This window comes from Flavobacterium sp., assembly GCF_029945805.1.
Taxonomy (GTDB): Bacteria; Bacteroidota; Bacteroidia; order Flavobacteriales; family Flavobacteriaceae; genus Flavobacterium.
In genome coordinates, this window is the sequence record NZ_JAQSDH010000048.1 from 81,959 (window position 1) to 106,430 (window position 24,472).

A 24,472-nucleotide genomic window follows, 5' to 3' on the forward strand; every position below is an offset into this window, starting at 1 on the left:
TCACAGCTTATCATCCTGTAAAAGAGGCATTTTTTTATCACGATATACCCTTTATTCCATTGATTATTAGAAGCTAACAGCGCAACTAATATCGTGTTCTCTAATCTTTAATCAAATCTCCCTTTTTTGGGAGATTCACAAACACACCAATAAAAAATAAACACTTGGTGTTTGTAAACCACACCCTCAGAAAGCAAAAAATGCCTCAATCACAGCTTATCATCCTGTAAAAGAGGCATTTTTTTATCACGATATACCCTTTATTCCATTGATTATTAGAAGCTAACAGCGCAACTAATATCGTGTTCTCTAATCTTTAATCAAATCTCCCTTTTTTGGGAGATTCACAAACACACCAATAAAAAATAAACACTTGGTGTTTGTAAACCACACCCTCAGAAAGCAAAAAATGCCTCAATCACAGCTTATCATCCTGTAAAAGAGGCATTTTTTTATCACGATATACCCTTTATTCCATTGATTATTAGAAGCTAACAGCGCAACTAATATCGTGTTCTCTAATCTTTAATCAAATCTCCCTTTTTTGGGAGATTCACAAACACACCAATAAAAAATAAACACTTGGTGTTTGTAAACCACACCCTCAGAAAGCAAAAAATGCCTCAATCACAGCTTATCATCCTGTAAAAGAGGCATTTTTTTATCACGATATACCCTTTATTCCATTGATTATTAGAAGCTAACAGCGCAACTAATATCGTGTTCTCTAATCTTTAATCAAACCACAACCGTGGACTTGGAGAAACTGGCAAAAGTTACAATATCGTGTTCTCTAATCTTTAATCAAACCACAACGGTTAATTGCTTTTGGTTGGTTAGAACTTTAATATCGTGTTCTCTAATCTTTAATCAAACCACAACTACTGCCTTACCTCTAATGTCTACTGTTGTAATATCGTGTTCTCTAATCTTTAATCAAACCACAACCATCTAAAGATTGTGTATTTTTATTCTCCAAATATCGTGTTCTCTAATCTTTAATCAAACCACAACTAAATCAATGCAGTTTTCTAAACACTCTTTAATATCGTGTTCTCTAATCTTTAATCAAACCACAACCTAAACTTTTCAAATGAAATAGATGTTCTTAATATCGTGTTCTCTAATCTTTAATCAAACCACAACCTTTGTGGCTCTTCTAAATAATCAGCTTCAAATATCGTGTTCTCTAATCTTTAATCAAACCACAACGTTTGTGGCGCGGATTGGAAAACCTTTAAAATATCGTGTTCTCTAATCTTTAATCAAACCACAACCTTTAATTGGATTTAGATTTATATCAATTGAATATCGTGTTCTCTAATCTTTAATCAAACCACAACTAAATTTATTAGATTAGTAACTATTAAATTAATATCGTGTTCTCTAATCTTTAATCAAACCACAACTATCTTGCCCTTCTTTACTTAATTTAGCATAATATCGTGTTCTCTAATCTTTAATCAAACCACAACAAAAGCGGGGCAAACAAAAATAAATTTTGAAATATCGTGTTCTCTAATCTTTAATCAAACCACAACCAGCAACAACCTATACAAGCTTATGTAGTAAATATCGTGTTCTCTAATCTTTAATCAAACCACAACCATATTTATTAAAGGCATCCAAAGTATTCTAATATCGTGTTCTCTAATCTTTAATCAAACCACAACTGTACTATTTCTTTTGTTTTCATAACTCCTAATATCGTGTTCTCTAATCTTTAATCAAACCACAACTATTTACTTCTACGATCAAAATCAGTATTTAATATCGTGTTCTCTAATCTTTAATCAAACCACAACCGCCGGGTGCTATATCACAAGGGGCAGTAGAATATCGTGTTCTCTAATCTTTAATCAAACCACAACTTTGAATTTCGATATTGTTTATCTTAACTTAATATCGTGTTCTCTAATCTTTAATCAAACCACAACTGAAAGTAGCTGAACCGTTATAATCTAAATAATATCGTGTTCTCTAATCTTTAATCAAACCACAACAGTTTGGATTAAATGGATTAGATTATTTTAAATATCGTGTTCTCTAATCTTTAATCAAACCACAACCCTACATCGTAGAGAAACTTCGCAGAACAAATATCGTGTTCTCTAATCTTTAATCAAACCACAACTTGCGTAGTGCAAGGCTACGTTACCGTAAAAATATCGTGTTCTCTAATCTTTAATCAAACCACAACCCGTTGTATCTGTCTATGATGTAAGTATAGAATATCGTGTTCTCTAATCTTTAATCAAACCACAACCTGGCGTACTTGGTTAAAAACTTCTTTACTAATATCGTGTTCTCTAATCTTTAATCAAACCACAACGGAAAACCGTTACAACAAAAGCGAAGGTCGCTTTTCCGTTGTGGTTTGGTTGTTTAAGACTATGAAAAACTTATGTCAAAGAACATTTAACAACTAATTCATATTAAAAAATCTATTTTCCCTGATGGGTGGAGTATGAAATCTTTTTCTTCATAAATTGCTTTAATATTACTCAAACTGATTCTCAATTTTTGTGCTGATTTTTCAAAATCCAAACTTGATTCTTTTTTTAAATCCTTATCAGCTCCGCCTTGGGCGTGATGGCGAAATTGAATTCTGCCATCACTTTCAAATTGAGTTATTTTAAATAATCGCTTGCTTAAATTTTCTTTAGAAATTGTTTTTAATTCTTCTGGATTATTTTCATAAAAAAGTGCCATCTGATTCACTTTTAAAACCTTTGATAATGGAATTAAAATTTCAGTCTTCTTACCTTTATTCTTAAATATATTTTCTTCAACTGGCATTTCTAATTTCGTATTTCCTTGATTGTATTTTGCTAAATCAAATGCAGAAATAGTTTTATGAAATTGTTCTTTTTTTCCATTATCATTTACCTTTTCATAAATTGCCATTGCAAATATATTTTCTAAAGTGGCATAATAACTTTCTTTATATTCCTTTCTTTTACCTTGTGAAACATGACTTTGTGCTTTTATTTTTGGTAGATTTTTATTAGCTGTTTTTACACGGATTTTTTTAATCAACATTTCTTTGATTTCTTTTCCTTGTGCATCTGTTTCGCTTGGTAATAAAATCCAACCTTCATCGGTTTTAATATTTTTCAAACCGTGTTTTAAAATTCTACTTTTAATTCCTTCATCAACTATGGCATTTAATTCAGCATCCGAAAATGCACTTGTAACAGGTTTTCGTATTACAAACCAAATTTCTTTTTCACTGTTTTCATTTTCCCTTTCAATCGCACCATAAAAAGTATCTTTATGTAATGATGCCCTTATTCCTTGTCCTTTTTCGTAGATTACATTTCCTGATTTATCATACTGAATTTTATTTCGCTTTTTTAATTTCTTTACCGTTTGTTTGTCAACATTATTCTTATGATTGTGTACTACAATAATGCTATTTTTCAATTCATTAACATCTTCAGTAAAGGTTCCCCAAGGTTTTTTGATTTTGAATTTATCACTGTATCGATTCTCTTCTGATTCTTTAAACGCTTCCGCCAAACCATCACGAATACTTTTATCCATACAAGAAAGCACGACTGCATCAATAGCGTGATGGTAATGATAATTTCTATCTTTTGCATCTAATCCCCAAGATTTTCTAACATCCGCAACCATCGAACCTTTGGCAGGAAAAACTCTTTGGAATAACGATTTTAAAAACAATTCAGAATATTTTGTAATAATTCCAGTATCAACCAACTGGCTATTTCTGAAATTAGGTTTTATTTCAGTGGCTGTAAATCGATATAATTTTTGTTTCCAATAATCCAATTCTAATTTTAAATAATGTCGTTGCTGAATGGCTCTGTTTTTTTGTTCAACCGTACTGGCAACTTTGGAAAAGTATTTTTGTTGCTCAATTCTTTCTTCCAAACTTTCAATAGTTTCTTTCCAATGCAGTGTATTATTGATGAAATTCTGTTTGTATTTATCATCTAAATCTTGAGGAATTTGATTTCCTTTTATTTGATTGAATTTTTTATCCGCTAAGGTTTTATTTACTAGTGAATTATCAAATGATTTACTTCTAGGAAAAGTATGTTCTATATCAAATTGAGGATTGGAACCTAATAATTTTTCACAATTAATAGTTTCATTGGTGTATAAACACTTGTTATTCTGTTCCTGACATAATCTGTATTTTATTACATCGGTTTCGGTAACAATTGAATTTGTGTCTTTTGCAAATTCTTCTAATTTTTCTCTAAACTTTTTGTTTTCATTTTCTCTTTCACGTTGCCATCTTTCAATCGCTAATCGTTTGTTTTTATCATTTAACTCACGTGCTAACTCTATGATGATTTCCGTATCTGGAGCAATTTTATTTTCCTTTAATAATGTATTAACCAATTTTCTCAAATAAAACAGCGTTCGCATTGCCATTGGATTTTTAATTGAATCCGTAAAAGGCAATCCTAAAAAACCATCTTGACTTTGTGGATAGGCATCCATTGCAGAAGGATGATACAATTTATCGGATTGTTCTTTTGTAACCTTAAATTCCTCAATTAAAAAATCTTTGATAACCTCATCAATTCTTGGTTTAGATAAATAATATCCTCCTACTCTTCTTTTTTGCAATTGTTGTTGAAAAATAATTTCTGTTTCTTTTTGAAGAGTTTCTTTTTCAGATTCAAACATTTTATCCCAAAGATATTTACCGTAGAAAACTTTGATTTTTTCTAAAACATCTTTTTTGTCCGTTTCGTCAAGTATATAATCATAATTAGAGTTGTCATATTCTTTAATAAAATCGCCAACTAAACCATTTACAATATCAATTTTCAGTATTTCATCTTTATATCTTGAAATAATATCAACTATCGTATCTTGAACAAATTGCTTGCTTTCGTTCCATTTTTCTTTTCCAATAATGGCATCAACATTGGCAAAGAAAACAGCATAAGGATAAATTATTTTTTCTTCTAAAAAAGGTAAGATCTTTACAATTGCTTTTTTACTCAACGAAGAATAACCTTGTTTTAAACTAATACTTTCATAATAGTTTACTTTCTCTTCGGAAATTGAAAAACGATCTCTGATAAAACTTTTGACTTTATACGATGTGATATCATTGACAAAATCTCCAGCAAAAAACAACGTATGCCAAAGTTCATCGACCAATTCATCAACCGTTTTATTATCTTGTTTTTTATATTTTGATTGAATTATTGATTTACAATCTTTCCAATCTTCCGCATCAAAAACCTCAATCAATTTACTCACCGTTGGGCTTCCTACCACTGGATATTTATCATTGTAATTAAATTCAAAAAACAAATTATTTTTCTTTGCAACAGTGTTGATACTTTTCGAAATATCAATAAACTTAAAATTTTTAGCACTTACTCTGTAAAATTTATCTTCTGCAATTTTATAATAATCTAGATATTCTGAAAGAAAAACGAATTTGTCACTATTACGTTCTTTTACTTTAATAGAATTCAAGTATTGAAACATTCTGAATTCTTCAAACAAAGGATGACTTATAGCACAACGAGATTTTGTTTTCTCTAAAGTACATTTACCAACCGAACCTTTTTGCGATTTTAAAGGTCTTTGAAAAAAGATAGCATCAAAAAACTGGTTCGCTAATTCTTTTTCAATATTTTGACTTTTCATTAAAAAGTTAAATTCTTCAACATAACTAATTCTTGATGAATTTACTTCTTGATCGTCTGCACTGAACTTTGTTTTTCTTACTTTTTCATTTCTGTTCAATAAATCAAAATAATATTCGCCTAAAGTTTTAAAACCATTTTTCTCTAATAACTCTTTCTCCTTTTGAAATTGAATTAAATCTTTTCCAGCATCAGCATCTTTTCGCCCGCTTTTAAAACCTCTTCGTTGACACATATGATATAAAGCGCGCCCTAATTCCAATTTTGAAACAATATAATCAACTGCTTTTGCTCTTACTTCATAAGGATTTATTTTTACCCATTCAGAAAAATCATAATTTGCTGTTGGATATTTCATTTCCTGTCCTTTTTTATAAACAGACCAAAGCAATAACTCCTCTGAAGTCAGAGGACAAAAACCATTATCAATCAATAGATTTAATAAATCTGTTTTTCTTTGCTTTCTTCTTCTGTATAATTTTCTCGAAGCCCTATGTTTCGTTCTTTCCGAAGCTAAAGAAAACTCAACCCCCTTTTCTTCTCCAACACCTTGTGGAAAAACTATAACATTCGTATCAAGAATTTGATTGCCTTCTTTATTTGTATCACGAATAGCCCACCCAATACTATTAGTCCCCAAATCCAATCCTAAGATCTTTGCCATAACTCTACCATTTTACATAAAGAATAAAACTACAAAAAATTATCTTACTCTTTTTACGGTTTTCCGCATTGTTAATAAAAAACTTATTCCTAAATTTGATTCTGATTAAAAATCTCTAATCTTTAATCTTATCACAATAAGGCTATATGCCGTAGATGAAAATCTTAAGTCCTGCTTCGGTGGGACTTTTTTTTGTTACACCCTTTTTTGTTATTTCCACAAAAGAAAAATCACATAAACAGATACAACATCCAAAACACAATCCGTGCAAATCCGTGCAATCTGTGTTAAAAATCCCTATTGTCATTCCCGCGAAGGCGGGAACCCATTCGATACACCAAGTAGAATGTCGTACTCTTGAGGTAGGATCTCGTACTCTCAAGGTAGGATATGGTACTCTCAAGGTAGGATGTCGTGCTCTCGAGGTAGGATGCCGTACTCTCACGGTAGGATGCCCTCCCCGTTAATGAGTATTCCTTCCGCACAAGGTAGCATATTCAAAACTCAAACAAGTATATACAAAAACACAAAAAGCGAACTCAACCCACAAACAAGTCACCGCTACTCATAAAAAAGCAATTCCCAATTCCTAAAGACTAATTCTCAATTCCTAATTCCTATATTTGCACCACAATAAAACCAAACACAATGAAGGCATTATTAAAAAAATTCGAAGACAAAACACCCGAAATAGTATTCAACTGGAAAGACGCTGAAACAGAAGCAGAAGGCTGGACAGTAATCAACTCCTTACGTGGCGGCGCTGCAGGCGGAGGAACCCGTATGAGAAAAGGACTAGACATGAACGAAGTGCTATCCTTAGCAAAAACAATGGAAGTGAAATTTTCCGTTTCAGGACCAGCCATTGGTGGAGCAAAATCCGGAATCAACTTCGACCCAAATGATCCTCGTAAAAAAGGCGTTTTACAACGTTGGTACAAAGCCGTTTCTCCTTTATTAAAAAGCTATTACGGTACGGGCGGCGACTTAAATGTTGACGAAATACATGAAGTAATTCCGTTTACAGAAGAATGTGGCGTTTGGCATCCACAAGAAGGCGTATTCAACGGACACTTCAAACCAACAGAAGCCGATAAAATCAACAGAATCGGACAATTGCGTCAAGGCGTAATCAAAGTAATCGAAAACCCAAAATTCTCTCCCGATGTATTGCGCAAATATACCGTAGCCGACATGATTACGGGGTATGGCGTAGCAGAAGCCGTTCGTCATTTTTACCAAATTTACGGTGGCGATGTCAAAGGAAAAAAAGCCATCGTACAAGGATTTGGAAACGTTGGTTCAGCAGCCGCGTTCTATCTAGCCGAAATGGGAGCCAAAGTTATTGGTATTATCGACCGCGATGGAGGAATCATTAACGAAGAAGGATTTACTTTCGATGAAATAAAAATGCTATTCCTAAACAAAGACGGAAACAAACTAGTAGCCCAAAACATGATTCCGTTTGCCGAAATAAACGATAAAATCTGGAAGTTAGGCGCTCAAATCTTTACTCCATGTGCTGCATCGCGTTTGGTAACCAAAGACCAAGTAGACAACCTAATCAACAACGGATTGGAAGTCATTTCATGTGGCGCGAATGTTCCGTTTGCCGATAAAGAAATTTTCTTCGGACCTATTATGGAAGAAATCGACAGCAAAGTAAGTTTAATTCCAGATTTCATTTCAAACTGCGGAATGGCAAGAGTATTTGCTTATTTCATGGAGAAGAAAGTCCAAATGACTGACGAAGCTATTTTCTATGACATCTCAGAAAGAATTAAATCAGCGTTAGAAAAAGCACACAATTTGCATTCAGACAAAAAGAACATCAGCGCAACTGCTTTTGAAATTGCATTGAAACAATTGGTATAATCAAAAAATAAGTACTGATATCTCACAATAATTTGTATTTTTAAACGTTATACAATCATAATTAACGAACAAACAGCAACGCTATGAGTTTTGAAATGTCTCAAGATGATAAAAAATCATTGGTGCTTACAATCATTGTTTACGGATTGTTGATTCTTTTGCTTTTTCTTCTGCGCTTTTGGCCTCCTGCCGATATGAAAATTATGGGCGGCGGTGGAGGTGGCGGTATCGAAATGAACTTTGGAGACAGCGATTTTGGCATGGGAGACAATTACAAAAGTGAAGTGCTTAATGTAAAAGACCAAACCAAAGCGGTTAAAGCTCCAACAACTCCAGATGAAGATATCATTTCAGATGATAATGCTGAGGATAATGTTGTGGTTCCTAAAAAGGAAAACATCAAAAAACCAGCTGTTGTTCCGGTCAAGAAAGACATAATTCCCGTTGCAGAAAAACCGAAAGTATCTAAAAATGCTAATGATGCTTTATCAAGTATTCTAGGCAATAAAGGCGGCGATGGCGACGATGGCAAAGCAGGAAACAAAGGAAGCGCTAACGGAAACCTAAATTCTAACGGATATTATGGTAACGGCAGCGGAACAGGTTCAGGAGGCGGAAACGGTTCGGGCAACGGAACAGGAAGCGGTTCAGGATCGGGTTCAGGAAATGGTAGCGGAAGTGGCGGTGGCACCGGAAGCGGTTCAGGCTATTCGTTAGGAAACAGAAAAGCATTAAGCAAACCAGCACCAGAAAACCCTTGCGGAAACGAATCGGGTAGAGTTGCCGTGCAAGTTAAAGTAGATCGAAACGGAAATACTATTAGTGTAACTGCCGGAGTTCAAGGAACAACAAATCCTAATTCTTGCTTAAAGGAGCAAGCACGAAAAGCCGCTATGATGACTAAATGGAGCGCAGATGCAGGCGCAGATGAAGTACAAGTCGGTAAAATCATTTACGTTTTTGGACTAAACTAAACATAAAAAAATCCCAATTTCACAATTGGGATTTTTTATTTCTATACGTTAAGAAGACTACCAGTTTTCGTCCTTCTTCTTTTTATCCATATACGTCGTTAAACTTTTGTTTATTCCGTTAAATAAGCCTTCGTAAGCCGCTGGAGCATCGCTTAGATATTTCTTGACATTACCGTCTTTATCATAATATTCTGAAAAGTCATCTAGATTTGGTCTTGAGATTTTACCATTTACATCTTTCAACACGATTTCAGTAACCGCCATTTTATATTTCCCGTCTTTAAACGTTAATTCAATAGTATAAGTCGCATTCGAACAAACCGTAGTTCCACCTGCTTTACTGCAAAGAAAATTATCTTTTACATTTTGGAACACTATTTTTTCGTTTTCAACAACACTTTTAATAGCTTCGGCACTTTTCACGTTCTCTTTCATCCAACCAATCGACCTTCTAAATAAATCCTTTGCCGGACTATCATAAGTAGTGACGATAAAATCGGTCAATCCGTCTTTTGAAAATTTAAACTCGGTGTCTTGTGCAAATGTTGATGCTGAAATGAATGCGATCAACACTATAATTTTTAGTTTCATAATAGTATAATTTAATTTTTTAAAATCTATCCCGGACTCGTTGCAATAACAAACTTTAGTTTATTTTTTACTCCTATTTGTAGAACGTCAACCAAATCTTGAACCTGAAGCGTAGCCGGAATTCGGATGATAACCGTTAAGTCTTTTTCCGGATTCATTTTAGAAAGCAGTAAAGCTTCTAAGCCGTCCAGACCAACTTCTTGTTTATCCACGTAAAACTTTTTATCTTCAGTTACGGATAAGGTGATGAGTTGCTTGTTTGTCTTCTCATTCGTTTTCGATTTTGGCAAGGTCATTCGAATAACATTCGGATTTGCCAAAGTGGAGATGATTAAGAAAAACAACAATAAGAAGAACATAATGTCGCTCAACGATGATGTGGCGACTTCTGCGTGAAATCGTTTATTTCGCTTTATTGCCATGATTCGGTCTTTGTATGATATTTACAAATTCTAATATTTGTTTCTGAATCGATAACGAGAACGCATCAATTTTTCCGTTGAACAAGTGATAAGCGCTATATGCAATAATACCAACTATAAGTCCGGCACCACTACTGATCATTTTCTCATATAAACCACCAGAAATATTTCCGATACTGATATCTTCCGTAACAGAAATACTGTAGAAAATTTTAATAACTCCCGAAATCGTTCCGATAAACCCTAATGTTGGTGCGATACCAGCAATTAAACCTAGTTGTCCCATTTTCTTTTCCATGTAACCAATTTCAATATTGGTAGCACGTTCCATATTCGATTCGATTTCTCCGATGTGTCTTCCGATGGTTAGAACACCTTCTTTAATAATTACCCCTTGTGAGTTTCCACTTCGTTCCGCAGCATGAACTGCCTGATCGATATGAGAAGCATCCAAATGGTTTCGGATGTCTTTCATCAGATGATGATCAATTTTTGCAGCTTTATGAATGTATAAATAGCGTTCAAAAATAAGATAAAACGTGTAGAATAGTAAAATGGCAATTGGAATTAGGAATAAACCACCTTTAAATATAAACTCCAAAACAGAAACTTCATTGGTCAAAGCAGCATTGGCTTGATCTACCACTGGAAGGGCTTGAGCTAAACTATCCGCTGGCAACTGTAAAAATGTACTCATCATATTTATCTAATTTTTTGCTATTAATTCTGAAAATAATTTCAATTTTGTACTACTTAAATACGCTTGACAATATAAACGAAAAAAAGCGGACAAAAGTATATAGGTTATCAAAATTTTTACCAAAATTATGAACTACAAAGAAACGCTAGATTGGATATTTAACAAATTGCCGATGTATCAAATACAAGGCGCGACAGCTTATCGAAAAGACATTACCAATACCGTTTTATTAGCCAAGCACTTAGGAAATCCTGAGCAGTATTTGAAGTGCATTCACGTTGCCGGAACCAATGGAAAAGGTTCTACTTCTCATCTACTCGCCTCCGTTTTGCAAGAAGCTGGTTATAAAGTAGGTTTGTATACTTCGCCACATTTAAAGGATTATCGGGAACGAATTGCCATCAACGGAAAACCAATTTCTGAAGAATATGTGACCGATTTCATGAATAAAAACAAAGCTTTTTTTGAAGCCAATGACTTGAGTTTTTTTGAAATGAGCGTGGGTTTAGCTTTCGAATACTTTGTCAACGAGAAAACAGATATCAACATTATTGAAGTTGGAATGGGCGGCCGTTTGGATTCGACTAATATTGTTACGCCGCTAGTTTCTGTTATCACTAATATCGGTTTGGATCATACGCAGTTTTTGGGCGACACTTTAGATGCAATTGCGTTTGAAAAAGCCGGAATTATAAAATCCAACATCCCAATTGTAATTGGCGAATACGTTGGTGAAACAAAGCCTGTTTTTTTGGCAAAAGCCGATGAAACAAAATCTGAAATTTTCTTTGCTTCCGATTTGATTCAGGAAACTTATCCTTCTGCCTTGCTTGGTGCTTATCAGATCCAGAACAAAAGAACGGTTTTGCAGACGATAAAAGTGCTGCAGGATAAAAAGATGCTTACTATAACAGAAGATGCAATCAAAAACGGTTTCCTAAATGTCATTACCAATACTAATTTACAAGGAAGATGGCAACAATTGGGAGAAAACCCGAAGATAATATGCGATACAGCACACAATGCACACGGACTCAAAATTGTCTTGAATCAATTGAAGAATGAAAATTATGATAAACTTCACATCGTTTTAGGAGTTGTGAATGATAAAAATCTGGACGATATTCTGCCTTTATTTCCCAAAAACGCTATTTATTATTTTTGTACACCAAATATTTCTCGAGGATTAGACGCTACTCTTCTAAAAGAAAAAGCTGCTAAATGGAATTTAAAAGGCGAAACATATTCTTCAGTTTCAAATGCTTATCAATCGGCAAAAGAAAATGCTAGTGCGAATGACTATATTTATGTTGGCGGAAGCAACTTTGTCGTTGCAGAAATTTTGTAATTTTTTTCAAAAAACCTTGCAGAAGTAAAAAACTCGTGTATCTTTGCACTCGCAATAAGGAAGTAATGACTTAGCGCAATTGGGGCGATTAGCTCAGTTGGTTCAGAGCATCTCGTTTACACCGAGAGGGTCGGGGGTTCGAATCCCTCATCGCCCACCAAAACTGCCTAAAAGCAGTACCGCACAAAGGTTTTAGTCAACATTTAGTCAACGAAAGTTGTAAAATGAAGATTAAAACCTTTTTTTATTCTATCAAAATCACACTCTTTTATTTCTATTACATTTAAAACGTAATCATTTTGGCTTTTTTAGACTTCTTCAAAGCAATTGTATAGTTTTCTAAATTGTATTGCTGACGATTTAGATAAGAAAAGAAGACGAAGTATAGCTTTATTCTAGTTATTGACAAAAAAAAAGAGCTTTTAGTAATTAATATTTTGCATAAAAAAGGGTTTCAATTCTGAAACCCTTCTATATCATCAATAAAAAACTTATTTAGTTGTTCTCGAATGTCTGTCTCACTGTCTCCAACCTGTTAATTCCGACAATGCTATGGTCGAAATTTTCTTAGAGTTTTTCAAGCAAGCCCGGACAATAGTCAAGAACATCCTGCATTGAAAGAGAAAGTCCATCGCTGTTTTTGCTTGGGTCTAATAACTTGATTTCCTCGTTCTCTCTCTGAATAGCTTGTATTTCAGAAAAACAGCAGGGTAGTCACTTAATATTTCCACTAATTTGTCCCCATCTCCTTTTGAGAGAACCGTGAGACCTTCTTCACTGCTTTCGTATAGGTAAAATTGTTGTCCATTAAAATCGTCGTTTGTCACTTTTGTTAGAACCGAATAATTCACAAATTTGATTTTTATATATAATTTTTGTTACGACTTCTTCTTTTTTCTTACTACAAGTAATAATTATTGTTTCAACGCTAGCATCGTCAAATACTGAACCAGTATTGTACAACTCTATAATATGGAATTTCTTTATAATAAAATCTCTTAAATTATTCGAGTATTCGTTTCCTAAAAAAGTATTAGGAATAATTAAAGAATTAAAACCTTTTTGAGTTAATATTTTTTCAGTTAATTCAATAAATAAAGGAAATGTGTTAATTTGTTGTTCACCAGTTTTATAATTACTTCTTATATAGGAAATAGCATCATTAGAGTAACCACCATTATTATATCTACCTCCATTAATAACCAAATAAGGTGGATTCCCAATAACAACATCAAAACCTACAAAATCGTCATTTTCATTCAACACTTCGGGAAACTCAAAACGCCATTCAAAGGCATTTTCATATATTTAGTTACTTTTTATTTCTTCTATTTCGGCATCCAATGATTTAATGTCAACAGCTAATGTGTTTGCTTTTTTGTTCCACTCGGTTTGTTCTTTTATGCTACGTTCAAACAAGCCTACTTGTTGCGTGTAGTGAAAAATTTCACCCTTTTTCTTTTCGAGTTTTAGCTTTTTTGGGTCATTACTGTTTATTTAACCTAATCTATTATAAAATATGACTGCTTTTATTTTCAAATTACTGTTTTACAATCAAAAATTCGGAGCGTCTGTTCTGCGCATCTTGCTCTGGAGTACAATTGGTTCCACATTTTACTTTTTGTTCATTGCTTCCGAAACCTTTCCCTGAAAGACGTCCGTTTGGAATTCCTTTAGAAATAAGATATTGAACTGTTGATTGCGCTCTTTTTTCAGATAACGTTAAATTGTATCCAGCCGAACCTTTCGAATCCGTATGCGATTTTACAAAAATCACCATCATTGGATAGTCCCTCATAACTTTCACCAATTTATCCAATTCGACTGCACCTTGAGCTGTGATATTATTTTTATCGTATTCAAAATAAATAGGATTCAGAATCACTTCGGTATCCGTAATGATAACAGATGTTGGATCTAAAGCAACCTCAACAAGTGTTTCACCACTTTTAGATGCTTTTACTGCTGCTGAATTACTTTCGAAATTTGAAGCCGAAACTTTCAATCCGTAACCCACGTTACATTCTACATCATAACTTACTTTTCCTTGTGCGTTGGTTAGTTTAGTTTCGATTATGTTTCCTTTTGCATCCAAAATTGCTACAGAAGCATTGGCTAAAACAGCTTTGGTTTTACTACTAATAACCACAACAATTGCTTCTGCTTTACAAACTGGTGTAGCAACATAAATCGCATCCGAACCATTTCTATTGGATGAAAAGTAGCCAACGTTAGCATTTTTATTGAAGCTAAAAGAGAAGTCATCTTTTTCAGTATTTACAGGTTTTCCAAGGTTTTGTGGTTGCTCATTAGTAGTAAGATTGATTTTGAACACATCATACCCACCTAATCCTTGACGCCCTGACGATGCAAAATACAATGTAGTATCATCGCTAATAAAAGGGAAGTTTTCTCTATCAGCCGTGTTTACATTGGCTCCTAAATTTTCAGGTTTTCCATAATTAGTGCCATCAACAGTAATTTTCCAAATATCAGATTCTCCTATACCTCCAGGCATATTGGAAGCAAAATAGAGCGTTTTTCCATCTTTACTCAAACTCGGATTGGTAACAGAATAGCTAGTACTATTTATTGGCAGTGCTTCAACATTTGCCCATTTACCATCAACTTTTGTGGCTTTGTAAATTCCTTGTTGCCCAACTTTAATATTGGATTTTTTATTTTTTTCGTATTGCCCTTCGCTATGACCATCACGAGCAAAGAACATCGTATTTCCATCAGCACTTAGCGTTAGCGGTCCATCGTGAAAAGGGGTGTTCAATTCTTTAACCGCAATTGGTTCCGAAAAATTTCCGTTAGCTTCACGAGTTGCTTTGTAAATATCCAAATACGGTTGGTCATTCCACTTGTCTGTTTTGTTGGAAGTATTTCGAGTACTCGCAAAATAAAGTGTGTTCTCATTTGTTAAAACAGCACCAAAATCACTTTGCTGCCCTTTGCTTTTGATATTAGTTTGGACAACATCAAATAATTTGGTATTGCTTGACAAACTCGGAATGTAATTTGGGTTTGCCAAATGCCCTTTTGCTCTTTCATCTTTAGGCATCATTTTGGCAAAAACATCCATTTGCTTGTTGGCTTCCTGATATTTACCAAGTGTTTTCAAAGTTTGTGCATAACGATAATACGTTTCAGCATCTGCTTTCTCTTTTACGGCTTTGGCATACCATTTTGAAGCATTTTCCGAATCAAAAACATTATAATAACTTTCCGCTAATTGATTAAAAATATACTGGTTTGCATTTTTACTTTCGGCTAATTTCTGATATTCTTCAATGGCGGCAACATACTGATAGCTTTCAAAAAGCTTATCTGCTTTGGCTGTAGCGCTATTTTGGGCATAACTAAATGCCAAAAACAACATCATACTAAGGGTAATAACCGTTTTTTTAGTCTTTAGACAATTATTGTTTTTTTGGAGTTTGTGAATCTTAAATTTCATGGGTTGGTTTTTTTAGAAAAATCTTGGTGAAACTGAAACTTTTTTAAGCAAATTTAAGTCAAATAACAACATAAACTCATGTGATGCAGGAGCAGTTCCTTTAATTTGTTAAGTAACATGGTCGTATGCATAACCAACTCTAATGGATGGCGTCACTACAAAGTTAACCATAGCTCCAAAAGAGTCTTGCAATCTATAGGTTGCGCCGATTTCATATTTGTCAAAAATTAAGAAATTAGCGGAGCAATCTAATAAGTTTGGCGCACTAAATGCCGACTTCAACATAAATGAAGGTTAAAATTTTGTATTCGCTGATACATCAAACACATAACCACTAGTTAAATAGTAACGTTCTGTTTCGCTTCCGAATTTTAATTCTTGTCCGTTTCTAGTCATATCCAAATGCCTGCTTTTTAGCATGTTTGGCACTGAAAAAGCAGCATAAAATTTACTCGTATAATAAAATAAACCAGTTGCAATGTTTAATTTGATGTTGTTCGAGTTTTCGCTAAACGCATTATCATTGGGTTGTTGCGTATAGACGTTGCCAACATCATCAAATAGCCCTGCCTTATGGAAAGTAGGACCCGTTTTTAAACCGAATGCTAATTTACTTTCATTCCCTAAATGACTCGTATACGAAAAATCGTCATACCCATTTGTTTCGTCTACTGGTCAATTTTTTTCTGCTCTAAATACAATTGACCTAAAGTAAGATAATAATTTAGACCAATGTCTTTCTATTCATCAGCTATTTTGTTCACTGAAGATTCGTGCATTTTAATAAGATTAATAGCCTCTTGGGGTTTTCTTACTTTAAATAAGAATTGGCGTTTTCAATGGCAATAGCGATTTCTAAATATTTTTTTAATTTAGCTTCTGCAATTGTTGATAGACTATTCTCTAGTTTTTCAATTACTATTTATGATTGTTTATCAAGGCTTAATTCTCACAAAATTTTTATTTTTGCAACACTAATTTTCATTTGTTCTTCGTCAGATAAATACTCTTTCTAATTTTTCTCTTCGTAAAGAAAATTTAAAGCACTACTGAAATCTCCTTTCACTATATATGCTTTAGAAATCAAAAAGTTAATTCGAGCTTTTTAAGTAGTAGAAGTATCAGTCTTACTAAATAAATTTTGCGCAGTTTTTAATGTCTGATCGGGATTAGAATTGATAAGAGTTAAAGTATCATCTGATAAGTAATGTTTACTTGGAAAATTCCAAAAAGTAAAATAAGATGAAAACACCTCATAAAGGAACCTAGACACTTCATTGCCCATGCTATTTAATACAAAGAATTAAACTATGAATAAACAAATATATAGAATAATGAACGACATCATTAAATTTTTAAAAAGCTTAGACTAACATTAAAAACCTTAAAAAATAATAGGTAAAATTTTAGTTAGATGGCGCAAACACTAAGATTAAAATAAATTTACCTTGTCAACCATTTAGGAAAATATGTAAAAATATATGGACCACTTTTTTATGTTTTACATTAAATATACAAACTGAAAAAACTTGATTCTTAAATTCTCACAAATGTAAGATTTTGATTTTGTAGTTTTTTTATAAATAATCTAAAACACGCTCCAATGCCATTCCCCGTGAACCCTTAATCAGAAGCGTTTTATTTTCAAATTTTATTGAGGACAACTTTTTAACGTAATCTTCAAAGGTTTGGTAAAAATAGAAATTCTCTTTTTCAACAGTATTTGCAAAAAAATCTTTACCTACAAAATGGCATTCGAAATTAGAATTTTGATTCAGAAATTCAACAATTGCTTTATGCTCTGATAAACTTTCGTTTCCAAGTTCATACATGTCGCCAATAATAACAATTTTATTGTCTTTATCAAGTTGTATAAAGTTTTCCAACACAACCAACATGCTGCTCGGATTCGCATTATAAGCATCTAAAATAATTTCGTTAGAGCCTTTTGTCAAAAGTTGCGACCGGTTATTCTCTGGAATATAACTTTCAATAGCGGCTTTTATATCGTTATTAGGAACTTCAAAATGATTTCCAATAGTAATTGCGGCATTTATATTGTTCGCGTTGTACAATCCAATTAAGTGAGAATTGATTTCAATACCTAAAGTTTTTATTGTTACAAATGGATTTGCGGTAACTTCATCAACAAAGACATTGACATTTTTATTCTTTTGGCTGAATGTAATTCGGTGTAGCTGTTCTGTTTTCTGTATTTGAAGTTCATCATCCAGATTTACAAAAACCGATTTATCATTTGCCATTAAAAAAGCATACATTTCGCTTTTGCCTTTTATTACTCCTTCTACTCCACCAAAACCTTCTAGATGTGCTTTCCCAAAATTAGTTATATAACCATAATCGGGTTGCGCAATATCACATAAAAATTCTATTTCTTTTTGGTGATTGGCACCCATTTCAACTATTCCGATTTGCGTTTCCTTAGTGAATGACAACAAGGTTAGTGGAACTCCAATGTGATTATTCAGATTGCCAATTGTTGCTTTAGTATTGTATTTTTTAGACAACACCACATTAATTAATTCCTTGGTAGTTGTTTTTCCGTTGCTTCCAGTCAATGCAATAATAGGCAGTTGAAGGAACTGTCGGTGAAACTTAGCCAAACCTTGAAGTGTCTTCAAACTATCGTTTACCAAAATTGTTCTCTCATCAATAAAATAATCAGCATTATCAATTACAACATAACGCGCTCCTTTTTCCAATGCTTCATTGGCAAAAGTGTTGGCGTCAAATTTCTCACCTTTAATGGCAACAAAAAAGGAATTGGGTCCAATTTTTCTTGTGTCTATTGAAACCGTACTGCACTTTACAAATAAATCGTGAATATTCTGAATGTTCATTGGGCAAATTAATTAAAATAAAAAAGCCCTTAAAATTAGGGCTTTTTTGGTATTTATCGTAAAACTTAAAATTAGTTTCGTGCTCTTTTCTTTTTGTCAGCTTTTGGACCAACTCTAGACATGGCACATCTAAATCCGATGAAATCTGTCGCGATATCTTGCGGAAAGTATCTTCTTTGTGCTGGATCTAACCAATATGCTCTATCTCTCCATGAACCTCCTTTGTAAACTCTAACGTCGTCATTTACTAAAGTCGTTCTTTTATTAGATTTATCATATTTCTTCACCATATTCCCTAAGCTATCTGTAGAAACATTATGAGTTGGTGAATCATACATTCTTTGATCATCTCTTAATTTTCCTTTTTCGTCACCTTCTTCAGAAGCTCCAAATTTGAAATAACGTGTTGATTGTTTATCTCCATCTCTGTAATTTCTGTTGTCAGATTTGTCGAAATTTTGTCTTAAGTAAGTTTCTTTGTCATCAACTGGTACCTGAGCAATTTGACCTGGTAAGTTTCTTGAAACAATTCTACCGTTTGATAAAGTATCGAATTTTTGAGTTTCAGCCGTAACCAATTCTACTTTTCCGTCTTCACCAATTTTATCTTTCATATAAACATTACCTCTATAGTAATTGAAGTCATTTGCTTCATCATCAACAATAGGTCTGTAAACATCAGCAACCCATTCCGCAACGTTTCCTGCCATATCATACAATCCGAAATCATTTGGCGGATACGATTTTACTTTGTTAGTGATATCAGCGCCATCATCAGACCATCCAGCAATACCACCGTAATCTCCTTTACCTTGTTTAAAGTTAGCCAATTGATCACCTCTAACTTGTCTTTTTCCAGAACGAGTATAGCTTCCAGACCATGGATATTTCTTTTGACCTTTGTATTGATTGTACTCTCTTTGACCTATATCAGCCGCAGCTGCATATTCCCACTCCGCTTCTGTTGGCAATCTGTATTCAGGTAAAATCAAACCTGAAGTTCTTTGGGCATAAACATTCTTAGCACTATTCCCAGCAGTATTATTAGCTCCAGCAGCAGCTCCTTTTGCAGGTTTAGCAGCTCCTCTTCCTTGTCCTTTTTTCAAAACAAGTTTTTCATCACCGCCTTTTGCAGTAGAAGGAGATGCAAGATAAGCATTCGTACTGAAAACTTTATCAGCAGTCATATCCGTTACTTTTCCGTCTTTTTTCAAATAACGTTGTTGTTCCAAAATATTCTCGTTCACACGGTCTGTTCTCCAAATAGCAAATTCAGTCGCTTGAATCCAGTTCACTCCAACTACAGGATATTCAGCATAAGCTGGATGTCTCAAATAGTTTTCAGTCATAGTTTCATTATAACCTAATCTATTTCTCCATACTAAGGTATCAGGAGATGCGCCTTCATAAATGTTTTTGTAATTATCTTGATCTGGTGGATAAACTGTTTTTAGCCAGCTTAAGTATTCCATATACATCATGTTCGTAACTTCAGTTTCGTCCATATAGAAAGACATAACGTGTTGTTGATTAGGCGTATTGTTCCAATCATGCATCACGTCATCCTGAACTTTACCCATAGTAAATGTTCCACCTTCAACCATTACCAAACCTGGCCCTGTTGCTTGTTTTTTAAATTTGGAAGCATATTGAAAACCTCCTTTTTTATCATTGATTTTCCATCCCGTAGCTTTAGACCCTCCTTTGGAGTCGCCTTTTTTACTACAACTTGCAAAACCAAGCATCATCACTAATGATAGCAATAATTTAACAGCAATAATTTTGTTTACTTTCATATTCATAGTAGGTATAAATTTCGAGCTGCAATATAAGTATTTACCATTAAATTGCAACAACTTTTTTAAATTAATACTAAATTCGCAATCTAGAGCGAATTTTATATAAAACGCGAAAATACTATTTTTATTGTATTTCGTTGGAAAAAATATTTTTTTTTACTTTAGATACTATTTTTAAAGAAATTGCGTTTACTATACTATTATGAAAAAGATTATTACAATTTGCATCCTTATTATGAATTTTTTTCTTGCTTTTTCTCAGCAGCAAGGGAATATTTCGTTAAAATGGACGGATAAAAAACAATATTCAAACGGTAAAAATTCCTATATAATTCCGCAGTTTGATATTGAAAATTTTCAATTTGATACTTATTCAAAAACAATAAATTATTCGTTAACAATACAACTTAACAATTCTGTAAACGAAAATGCCATTCAAATCACCAACCTTATATTTGAGACCATTTCCGAAAGTCAATTAGGTGATATTTCAATAAAAAATATACCTTCTACCTTTACGTACACCTTTAAAAGTAGTATTGCTCGTGATTTATATTATGGCAGAATTATAATCAATCCTATTATTAAGGAAGGAAATTCATTTAAAAAACTGGTTTCTTTCAGTTATTCAATTCAACAAAACTCATTAAGAAACGAACAACCTAAAAATGTTATAAACTCAGTTGAAAATTCAGTTTTAAGTTCTGGAAATTGGTATCGGTTTTATGTCCAAAAATCTGGTATTTTCAAAATATCGAAAAGTTTTCTTAGCAGTTTAGGATTAGATACGAATGTTGATCCACGAAAAATAAAAATATACGGAAATGGTGGCCGAATGCTACCACTGCTCAATTCCGTTGATTATCCGATGGATTTGACCGAAAATGCAATTCAATTTATCGGAGAAAATGATGGCGTTTTTGACAGTCAGGATTATATTCTATTTTATGCTGAAGGAATGGATAAATGGAACAACGACTATAAAAGCACGCTGAATATATATGCAGACAGAGCTTATTATTATGTAACAACGCAAGGTGGTGACGGTAAAAGAATTACCGATATGGCACAACCGTCAGGAACCGCAACTACTCCAATTACCGATTTTGATGATTCTCAATACCATGAAATTGACGAAGTGAATATCGAAAGGCTTGGCCGAATCTGGTTCGGTGAGAATTTTAGTGTTGACAATGAGCAGGAATTTAAATTCAAGTTTCCCAATCTTGTAAGTTCGCAACCTATTACTGTTCAAACGCATGTTGCCACTGTTACTTCAGCCTCAAATAATTTTAAAATTGAAGCCAACGCTCAATTAGTTGGAAATATTGCTTTGGTGCCCGGTGCCAATGCTGAAGTGTTAATTTTAGAAAGAACTTTGACCAATTCCGTCTCAGTAACTTCTGATGATGTTACTGTTAAAATCACTTACGATAATGGAGGTGTTCCAAACTCTAAAGGTTATTTAGATTACATCAACATCAAAGCCAAACGAACCCTTAAAGGATATGGAAAACAATTTCCTTTCCAGTTCAATCAAGCAAGTTCATTAATTGGAATTGGAGAATATCAAATATCAAATGCTTCTTCAATTTCACAGGTGTGGGATGTAACCGATATTTATAATGCAACCAAGGCGGACAACACAACCCAAACTTCTTTTTCTTTTAAATCTAATTTTGGAGACGTTAGAAAATATATTGCCGTTGACATTTCAGATTATTATTTGCCTTCTAAAGAATCCAAATCTAAAGTTGACAATCAAAATTTAAAAGGCACAATTTTTAACAATGCTCAAGGCCAGTTTCAGGATGTAGATTATTTGATAATTACGCCAAAACTCTTAAATTCTCAAGCAGAGAAACTAGCTGCCTTTCATAGAAATTATTCCGGTTTAAATGTAAAAGTTGTTAATCTTGAAAATATATATCCTGAGTTTTCATCGGGTAAACAAGATATTGGAGCCATTAGAAATTTTGTGAAGTACGTTTATTCTAATGCTTCCTCTGTCGACAAAAAAGTAAAATATCTTAATATTTTCGGAGATGCATCTTTTGATTTTAAAGATCGAATTCCAAACAACACTAATCTTGTCCCAATTTATCAAGCACTAAATAGTTATACCGAAGGGGAAGCGTCATTTGCCTCTGATGATTTTTTCGGAATGATGGATCCAGATGAAGGAAGATTGGATTTTGGAAGTTCACCTACAAATGGAAGTATGAGTTTTTCCTATGACTTTGGCGGCATCGATATTGCCGTTGGTAGAATGATTGTAAGCTCAACACAACAGGCAGAGGAAATGGTAAATAAGGTTGTCGAGTACCACGACTTAAAGTCTTACGGTAGTTGGAGAAATAATTATGTTGCTATTTCCGACGACCCTTCACCGCCCGACGATCCGTTCCATGGTGCCGACAGGTATCTGCAGTATTACCAAAACCGATTAGCCGATAGGATTTGGAGCGAAAAGCCGTTTATGAATATTAAAAAAGTTCTGATGGACTCGTACCAACAAGAAACTTCATCAGGAGGAAAACGATATCCGAAAGCAAGACAAGAAATTTTTGCCGCTTTTGAAAAAGGAGCTTTAGTATTCAATTATTTAGGTCATGGTGGCGAAGATGGCTTATCCGAAGAACGCATTTGGGAAAAAGCAGACGGTCAAAATTTAAGCAACCGTTATAAATATCCGTTATTTATCACTATTACCTGCGATTTCTCAAGATTTGATAATCCGTACCGCCCAACTGCGGGGGAATATACCTATTGGAATCCTAAAGGTGGAGCCATTTCAATGATAACAACGATTCGTTCTATCGGCCAAGGTCCTGCCCAAATCTTTAATGATCGGCTTGCACAATATTTATTTTCTTACGGAAGCAATACCTATACTACAATAGCTGAAGCACTACGTGTGGCTAAAAACTCGTACCCAAATTCATCAACAAATGTCGTTTTTTATCTCGGTGATCCCGCTTTAATGCTAGCCCTCCCAAAACCAAAAATAGTTTTAACGAAAGTTAATAATTTGCCCGTCACCGGGCCAATTGATGATTTTAAATCATTAGATTATATAACCTTGACAGGCGAAGTTCGTGACGAAAATGACAATCCATTACCAAATTACAATGGCGATTTATCGATAAATATTTTTGATAAGAATATAAATCGGGAAACATTAAGAAATGATAATGATGATGCTGTTATAAACGACTCACCGCTTCAAATAGCACCAAGATTGCCTTTTGTAACATTAGGAGAAACTATTTTTAGAGGAAATGCTTCGGTAACCAATGGGAATTTTGAATTCGGATTTGTAGTACCACGAGATATCCGAATTCCTATTGGCAACGGAAGAATAAGTTTTTACGCCAAAAGAAATCAATTATTATTTGACAAAACAGGGTATAATACGGATATCAAAATTGGCGGAATTAATACAAATGCCGTGGCTGATAATATAGGGCCAACTGTGAAATTATATATGAATGACGAGACGTTTGTAAATGGTGGGATTACCAACGAATCTCCTTTTTTCCTAGCTGTATTAGAAGACGAACACGGAATAAACACCGCAAGTGGAATCGGTCACGACATCATCGGAATTCTTGATGGAGACGAAACAAAACCATTCATCATGAACGATTATTACCAAACCGAGTTGAATGATTACACAAAAGGAAGAGTCTATTTTCCTTTCCGGAATTTAGCCCCTGGTTTGCACACGATTACTTTCAAAGCCTACGATGTTTACAACAATTCTATAACTGCCGAAATACAATTTGTAGTTGTTGGAGACGAAAGTGTTACGCTAAACAATGTGCTAAATTATCCAAATCCTTTTGTGTCGTATACCGAGTTCTGGTTTTCTCACAACAGACCTTTTGAACCTTTAGAAGTTCAGGTCCAAGTAATGACAATCACTGGCAAAATTGTCTGGACAAAAAACCAAACCGTTACAACAGATGGCTTCCTTTCAAGAGAAATTACTTGGGACGGAAAAGACGACTTTGGAGACCGAATTGGGAAAGGTGTTTATGTCTACAAATTGACGGTAAAGTCCACTTTATCGAATAAAAAGGCAGAAAAAATAGAAAAACTTGTTATCCTTTAGGAAAATACTATAT

Annotated in this window: 12 protein-coding genes, 1 tRNA gene, 1 pseudogene and 1 CRISPR repeat array; of the genes and pseudogenes, 5 read left to right on the forward strand and 9 right to left on the reverse strand. The window is 33.8% G+C overall.

Annotated features, from left to right (window positions below; translation table 11 throughout):
- Window positions 1-714 precede the first annotated feature (714 nt).
- Window positions 715-2,332: a CRISPR direct-repeat array (repeat unit 36 nt; unit sequence AATATCGTGTTCTCTAATCTTTAATCAAACCACAAC).
- Window positions 2,333-2,430: 98 nt separating this feature from the next.
- Window positions 2,431-6,309, reverse strand: coding sequence for a type II CRISPR RNA-guided endonuclease Cas9 (cas9, locus tag PSU83_RS13565; protein ID WP_300590086.1), 3,879 nt, complete (start codon window positions 6,307-6,309; stop codon window positions 2,431-2,433).
- A gap of 648 nt (window positions 6,310-6,957) precedes the next feature.
- On the opposite strand from cas9, the gene PSU83_RS13570 reads away from it, so the two are divergent.
- On the forward strand, window positions 6,958-8,184 hold the full coding sequence (locus PSU83_RS13570; RefSeq protein ID WP_300590087.1) for a Glu/Leu/Phe/Val dehydrogenase dimerization domain-containing protein: 1,227 nt from the start codon (window positions 6,958-6,960) through the stop codon (window positions 8,182-8,184).
- Between the two features lie 83 nt (window positions 8,185-8,267).
- Window positions 8,268-9,158: an energy transducer TonB gene (locus PSU83_RS13575; protein WP_300590088.1), complete on the forward strand. Its 891-nt coding sequence runs from the start codon at window positions 8,268-8,270 to the stop codon at window positions 9,156-9,158.
- 57 nt (window positions 9,159-9,215) lie between these two features.
- On the opposite strand, the gene PSU83_RS13580 is transcribed toward PSU83_RS13575, so the two are convergent.
- From PSU83_RS13580 to PSU83_RS13590, 3 genes are read right to left on the reverse strand one after another with little or no spacing between them, the layout of a single operon-like run.
- Window positions 9,216-9,749 (reverse strand): DUF4468 domain-containing protein, encoded by a 534-nt coding sequence (locus tag PSU83_RS13580; protein WP_300590089.1) that lies wholly within the window; start codon window positions 9,747-9,749, stop codon window positions 9,216-9,218.
- A 26-nt stretch (window positions 9,750-9,775) separates the two neighbouring features.
- Entirely contained in the window at window positions 9,776-10,171 is a 396-nt protein-coding gene (locus PSU83_RS13585) for a biopolymer transporter ExbD (RefSeq protein ID WP_300590090.1), read from the reverse strand.
- On the reverse strand, window positions 10,152-10,868 hold the full coding sequence (locus PSU83_RS13590; RefSeq protein ID WP_300590091.1) for a MotA/TolQ/ExbB proton channel family protein: 717 nt from the start codon (window positions 10,866-10,868) through the stop codon (window positions 10,152-10,154). Before PSU83_RS13590 ends, PSU83_RS13585 begins: the two co-directional genes overlap by 20 nt.
- 130 nt (window positions 10,869-10,998) lie before the next feature.
- Here PSU83_RS13590 and PSU83_RS13595 point away from each other — a divergent pair, with 130 nt between their 5' ends.
- Together PSU83_RS13595 and PSU83_RS13600 are read left to right on the forward strand one after the other, a co-directional pair.
- On the forward strand, window positions 10,999-12,219 hold the full coding sequence (locus PSU83_RS13595; RefSeq protein ID WP_300590092.1) for a folylpolyglutamate synthase/dihydrofolate synthase family protein: 1,221 nt from the start codon (window positions 10,999-11,001) through the stop codon (window positions 12,217-12,219).
- An 82-nt stretch (window positions 12,220-12,301) separates the two neighbouring features.
- A tRNA-Val gene (locus tag PSU83_RS13600) sits at window positions 12,302-12,379 on the forward strand.
- 647 nt (window positions 12,380-13,026) lie between these two features.
- Here the strand turns inward: PSU83_RS13600 and PSU83_RS13605 are convergent.
- The 5 genes and pseudogenes from PSU83_RS13605 to gldJ form a co-directional block, all read right to left on the reverse strand.
- Window positions 13,027-13,482 carry an Eco57I restriction-modification methylase domain-containing protein gene (locus PSU83_RS13605; protein WP_300590093.1) on the reverse strand — a complete coding sequence of 152 codons (456 nt, stop codon included), beginning with the start codon at window positions 13,480-13,482 and terminating at the stop codon, window positions 13,027-13,029.
- A 277-nt stretch (window positions 13,483-13,759) separates the two neighbouring features.
- Window positions 13,760-15,682 (reverse strand): OmpA family protein, encoded by a 1,923-nt coding sequence (locus PSU83_RS13610; RefSeq protein ID WP_300590094.1) that lies wholly within the window; start codon window positions 15,680-15,682, stop codon window positions 13,760-13,762.
- A gap of 108 nt (window positions 15,683-15,790) precedes the next feature.
- A pseudogene (locus PSU83_RS13615) lies at window positions 15,791-16,342 on the reverse strand (PorP/SprF family type IX secretion system membrane protein); the annotation flags it as partial.
- Between the two features lie 917 nt (window positions 16,343-17,259).
- Window positions 17,260-18,543, reverse strand: coding sequence for a UDP-N-acetylmuramoyl-tripeptide--D-alanyl-D-alanine ligase (murF, locus tag PSU83_RS13620; protein WP_300590095.1), 1,284 nt, complete (start codon window positions 18,541-18,543; stop codon window positions 17,260-17,262).
- Window positions 18,544-18,614: 71 nt separating this feature from the next.
- Window positions 18,615-20,339, reverse strand: coding sequence for a gliding motility lipoprotein GldJ (gene gldJ / locus PSU83_RS13625; protein WP_300590106.1), 1,725 nt, complete (start codon window positions 20,337-20,339; stop codon window positions 18,615-18,617).
- Window positions 20,340-20,577: 238 nt separating this feature from the next.
- On the opposite strand from gldJ, the gene porU reads away from it, so the two are divergent.
- Window positions 20,578-24,459 (forward strand): type IX secretion system sortase PorU, encoded by a 3,882-nt coding sequence (gene porU / locus PSU83_RS13630; RefSeq protein ID WP_363319899.1) that lies wholly within the window; start codon window positions 20,578-20,580, stop codon window positions 24,457-24,459.
- Window positions 24,460-24,472 lie beyond the last annotated feature (13 nt).

Excerpts from the sequence above, each read along its gene's own strand:
- PSU83_RS13580 (WP_300590089.1), bottom strand. The coding sequence starts at position 9,749 with ATGAAACTAAAAATTATAGTGTTGATCGCATTCATTTCAGCATCAACA.
- gldJ (WP_300590106.1), bottom strand. The coding sequence starts at position 20,339 with ATGAAAGTAAACAAAATTATTGCTGTTAAATTATTGCTATCATTAGTG.
- PSU83_RS13570 (WP_300590087.1), top strand. The coding sequence starts at position 6,958 with ATGAAGGCATTATTAAAAAAATTCGAAGACAAAACACCCGAAATAGTA.
- cas9 (WP_300590086.1), bottom strand. The coding sequence starts at position 6,309 with ATGGCAAAGATCTTAGGATTGGATTTGGGGACTAATAGTATTGGGTGG.
- PSU83_RS13590 (WP_300590091.1), bottom strand. The coding sequence starts at position 10,868 with ATGAGTACATTTTTACAGTTGCCAGCGGATAGTTTAGCTCAAGCCCTT.
- PSU83_RS13610 (WP_300590094.1), bottom strand. The coding sequence starts at position 15,682 with ATGAAATTTAAGATTCACAAACTCCAAAAAAACAATAATTGTCTAAAG.
- PSU83_RS13575 (WP_300590088.1), top strand. The coding sequence starts at position 8,268 with ATGAGTTTTGAAATGTCTCAAGATGATAAAAAATCATTGGTGCTTACA.
- PSU83_RS13585 (WP_300590090.1), bottom strand. The coding sequence starts at position 10,171 with ATGGCAATAAAGCGAAATAAACGATTTCACGCAGAAGTCGCCACATCA.
- porU (WP_363319899.1), top strand. The coding sequence starts at position 20,578 with ATGAATTTTTTTCTTGCTTTTTCTCAGCAGCAAGGGAATATTTCGTTA.
- PSU83_RS13595 (WP_300590092.1), top strand. The coding sequence starts at position 10,999 with ATGAACTACAAAGAAACGCTAGATTGGATATTTAACAAATTGCCGATG.
- murF (WP_300590095.1), bottom strand. The coding sequence starts at position 18,543 with ATGAACATTCAGAATATTCACGATTTATTTGTAAAGTGCAGTACGGTT.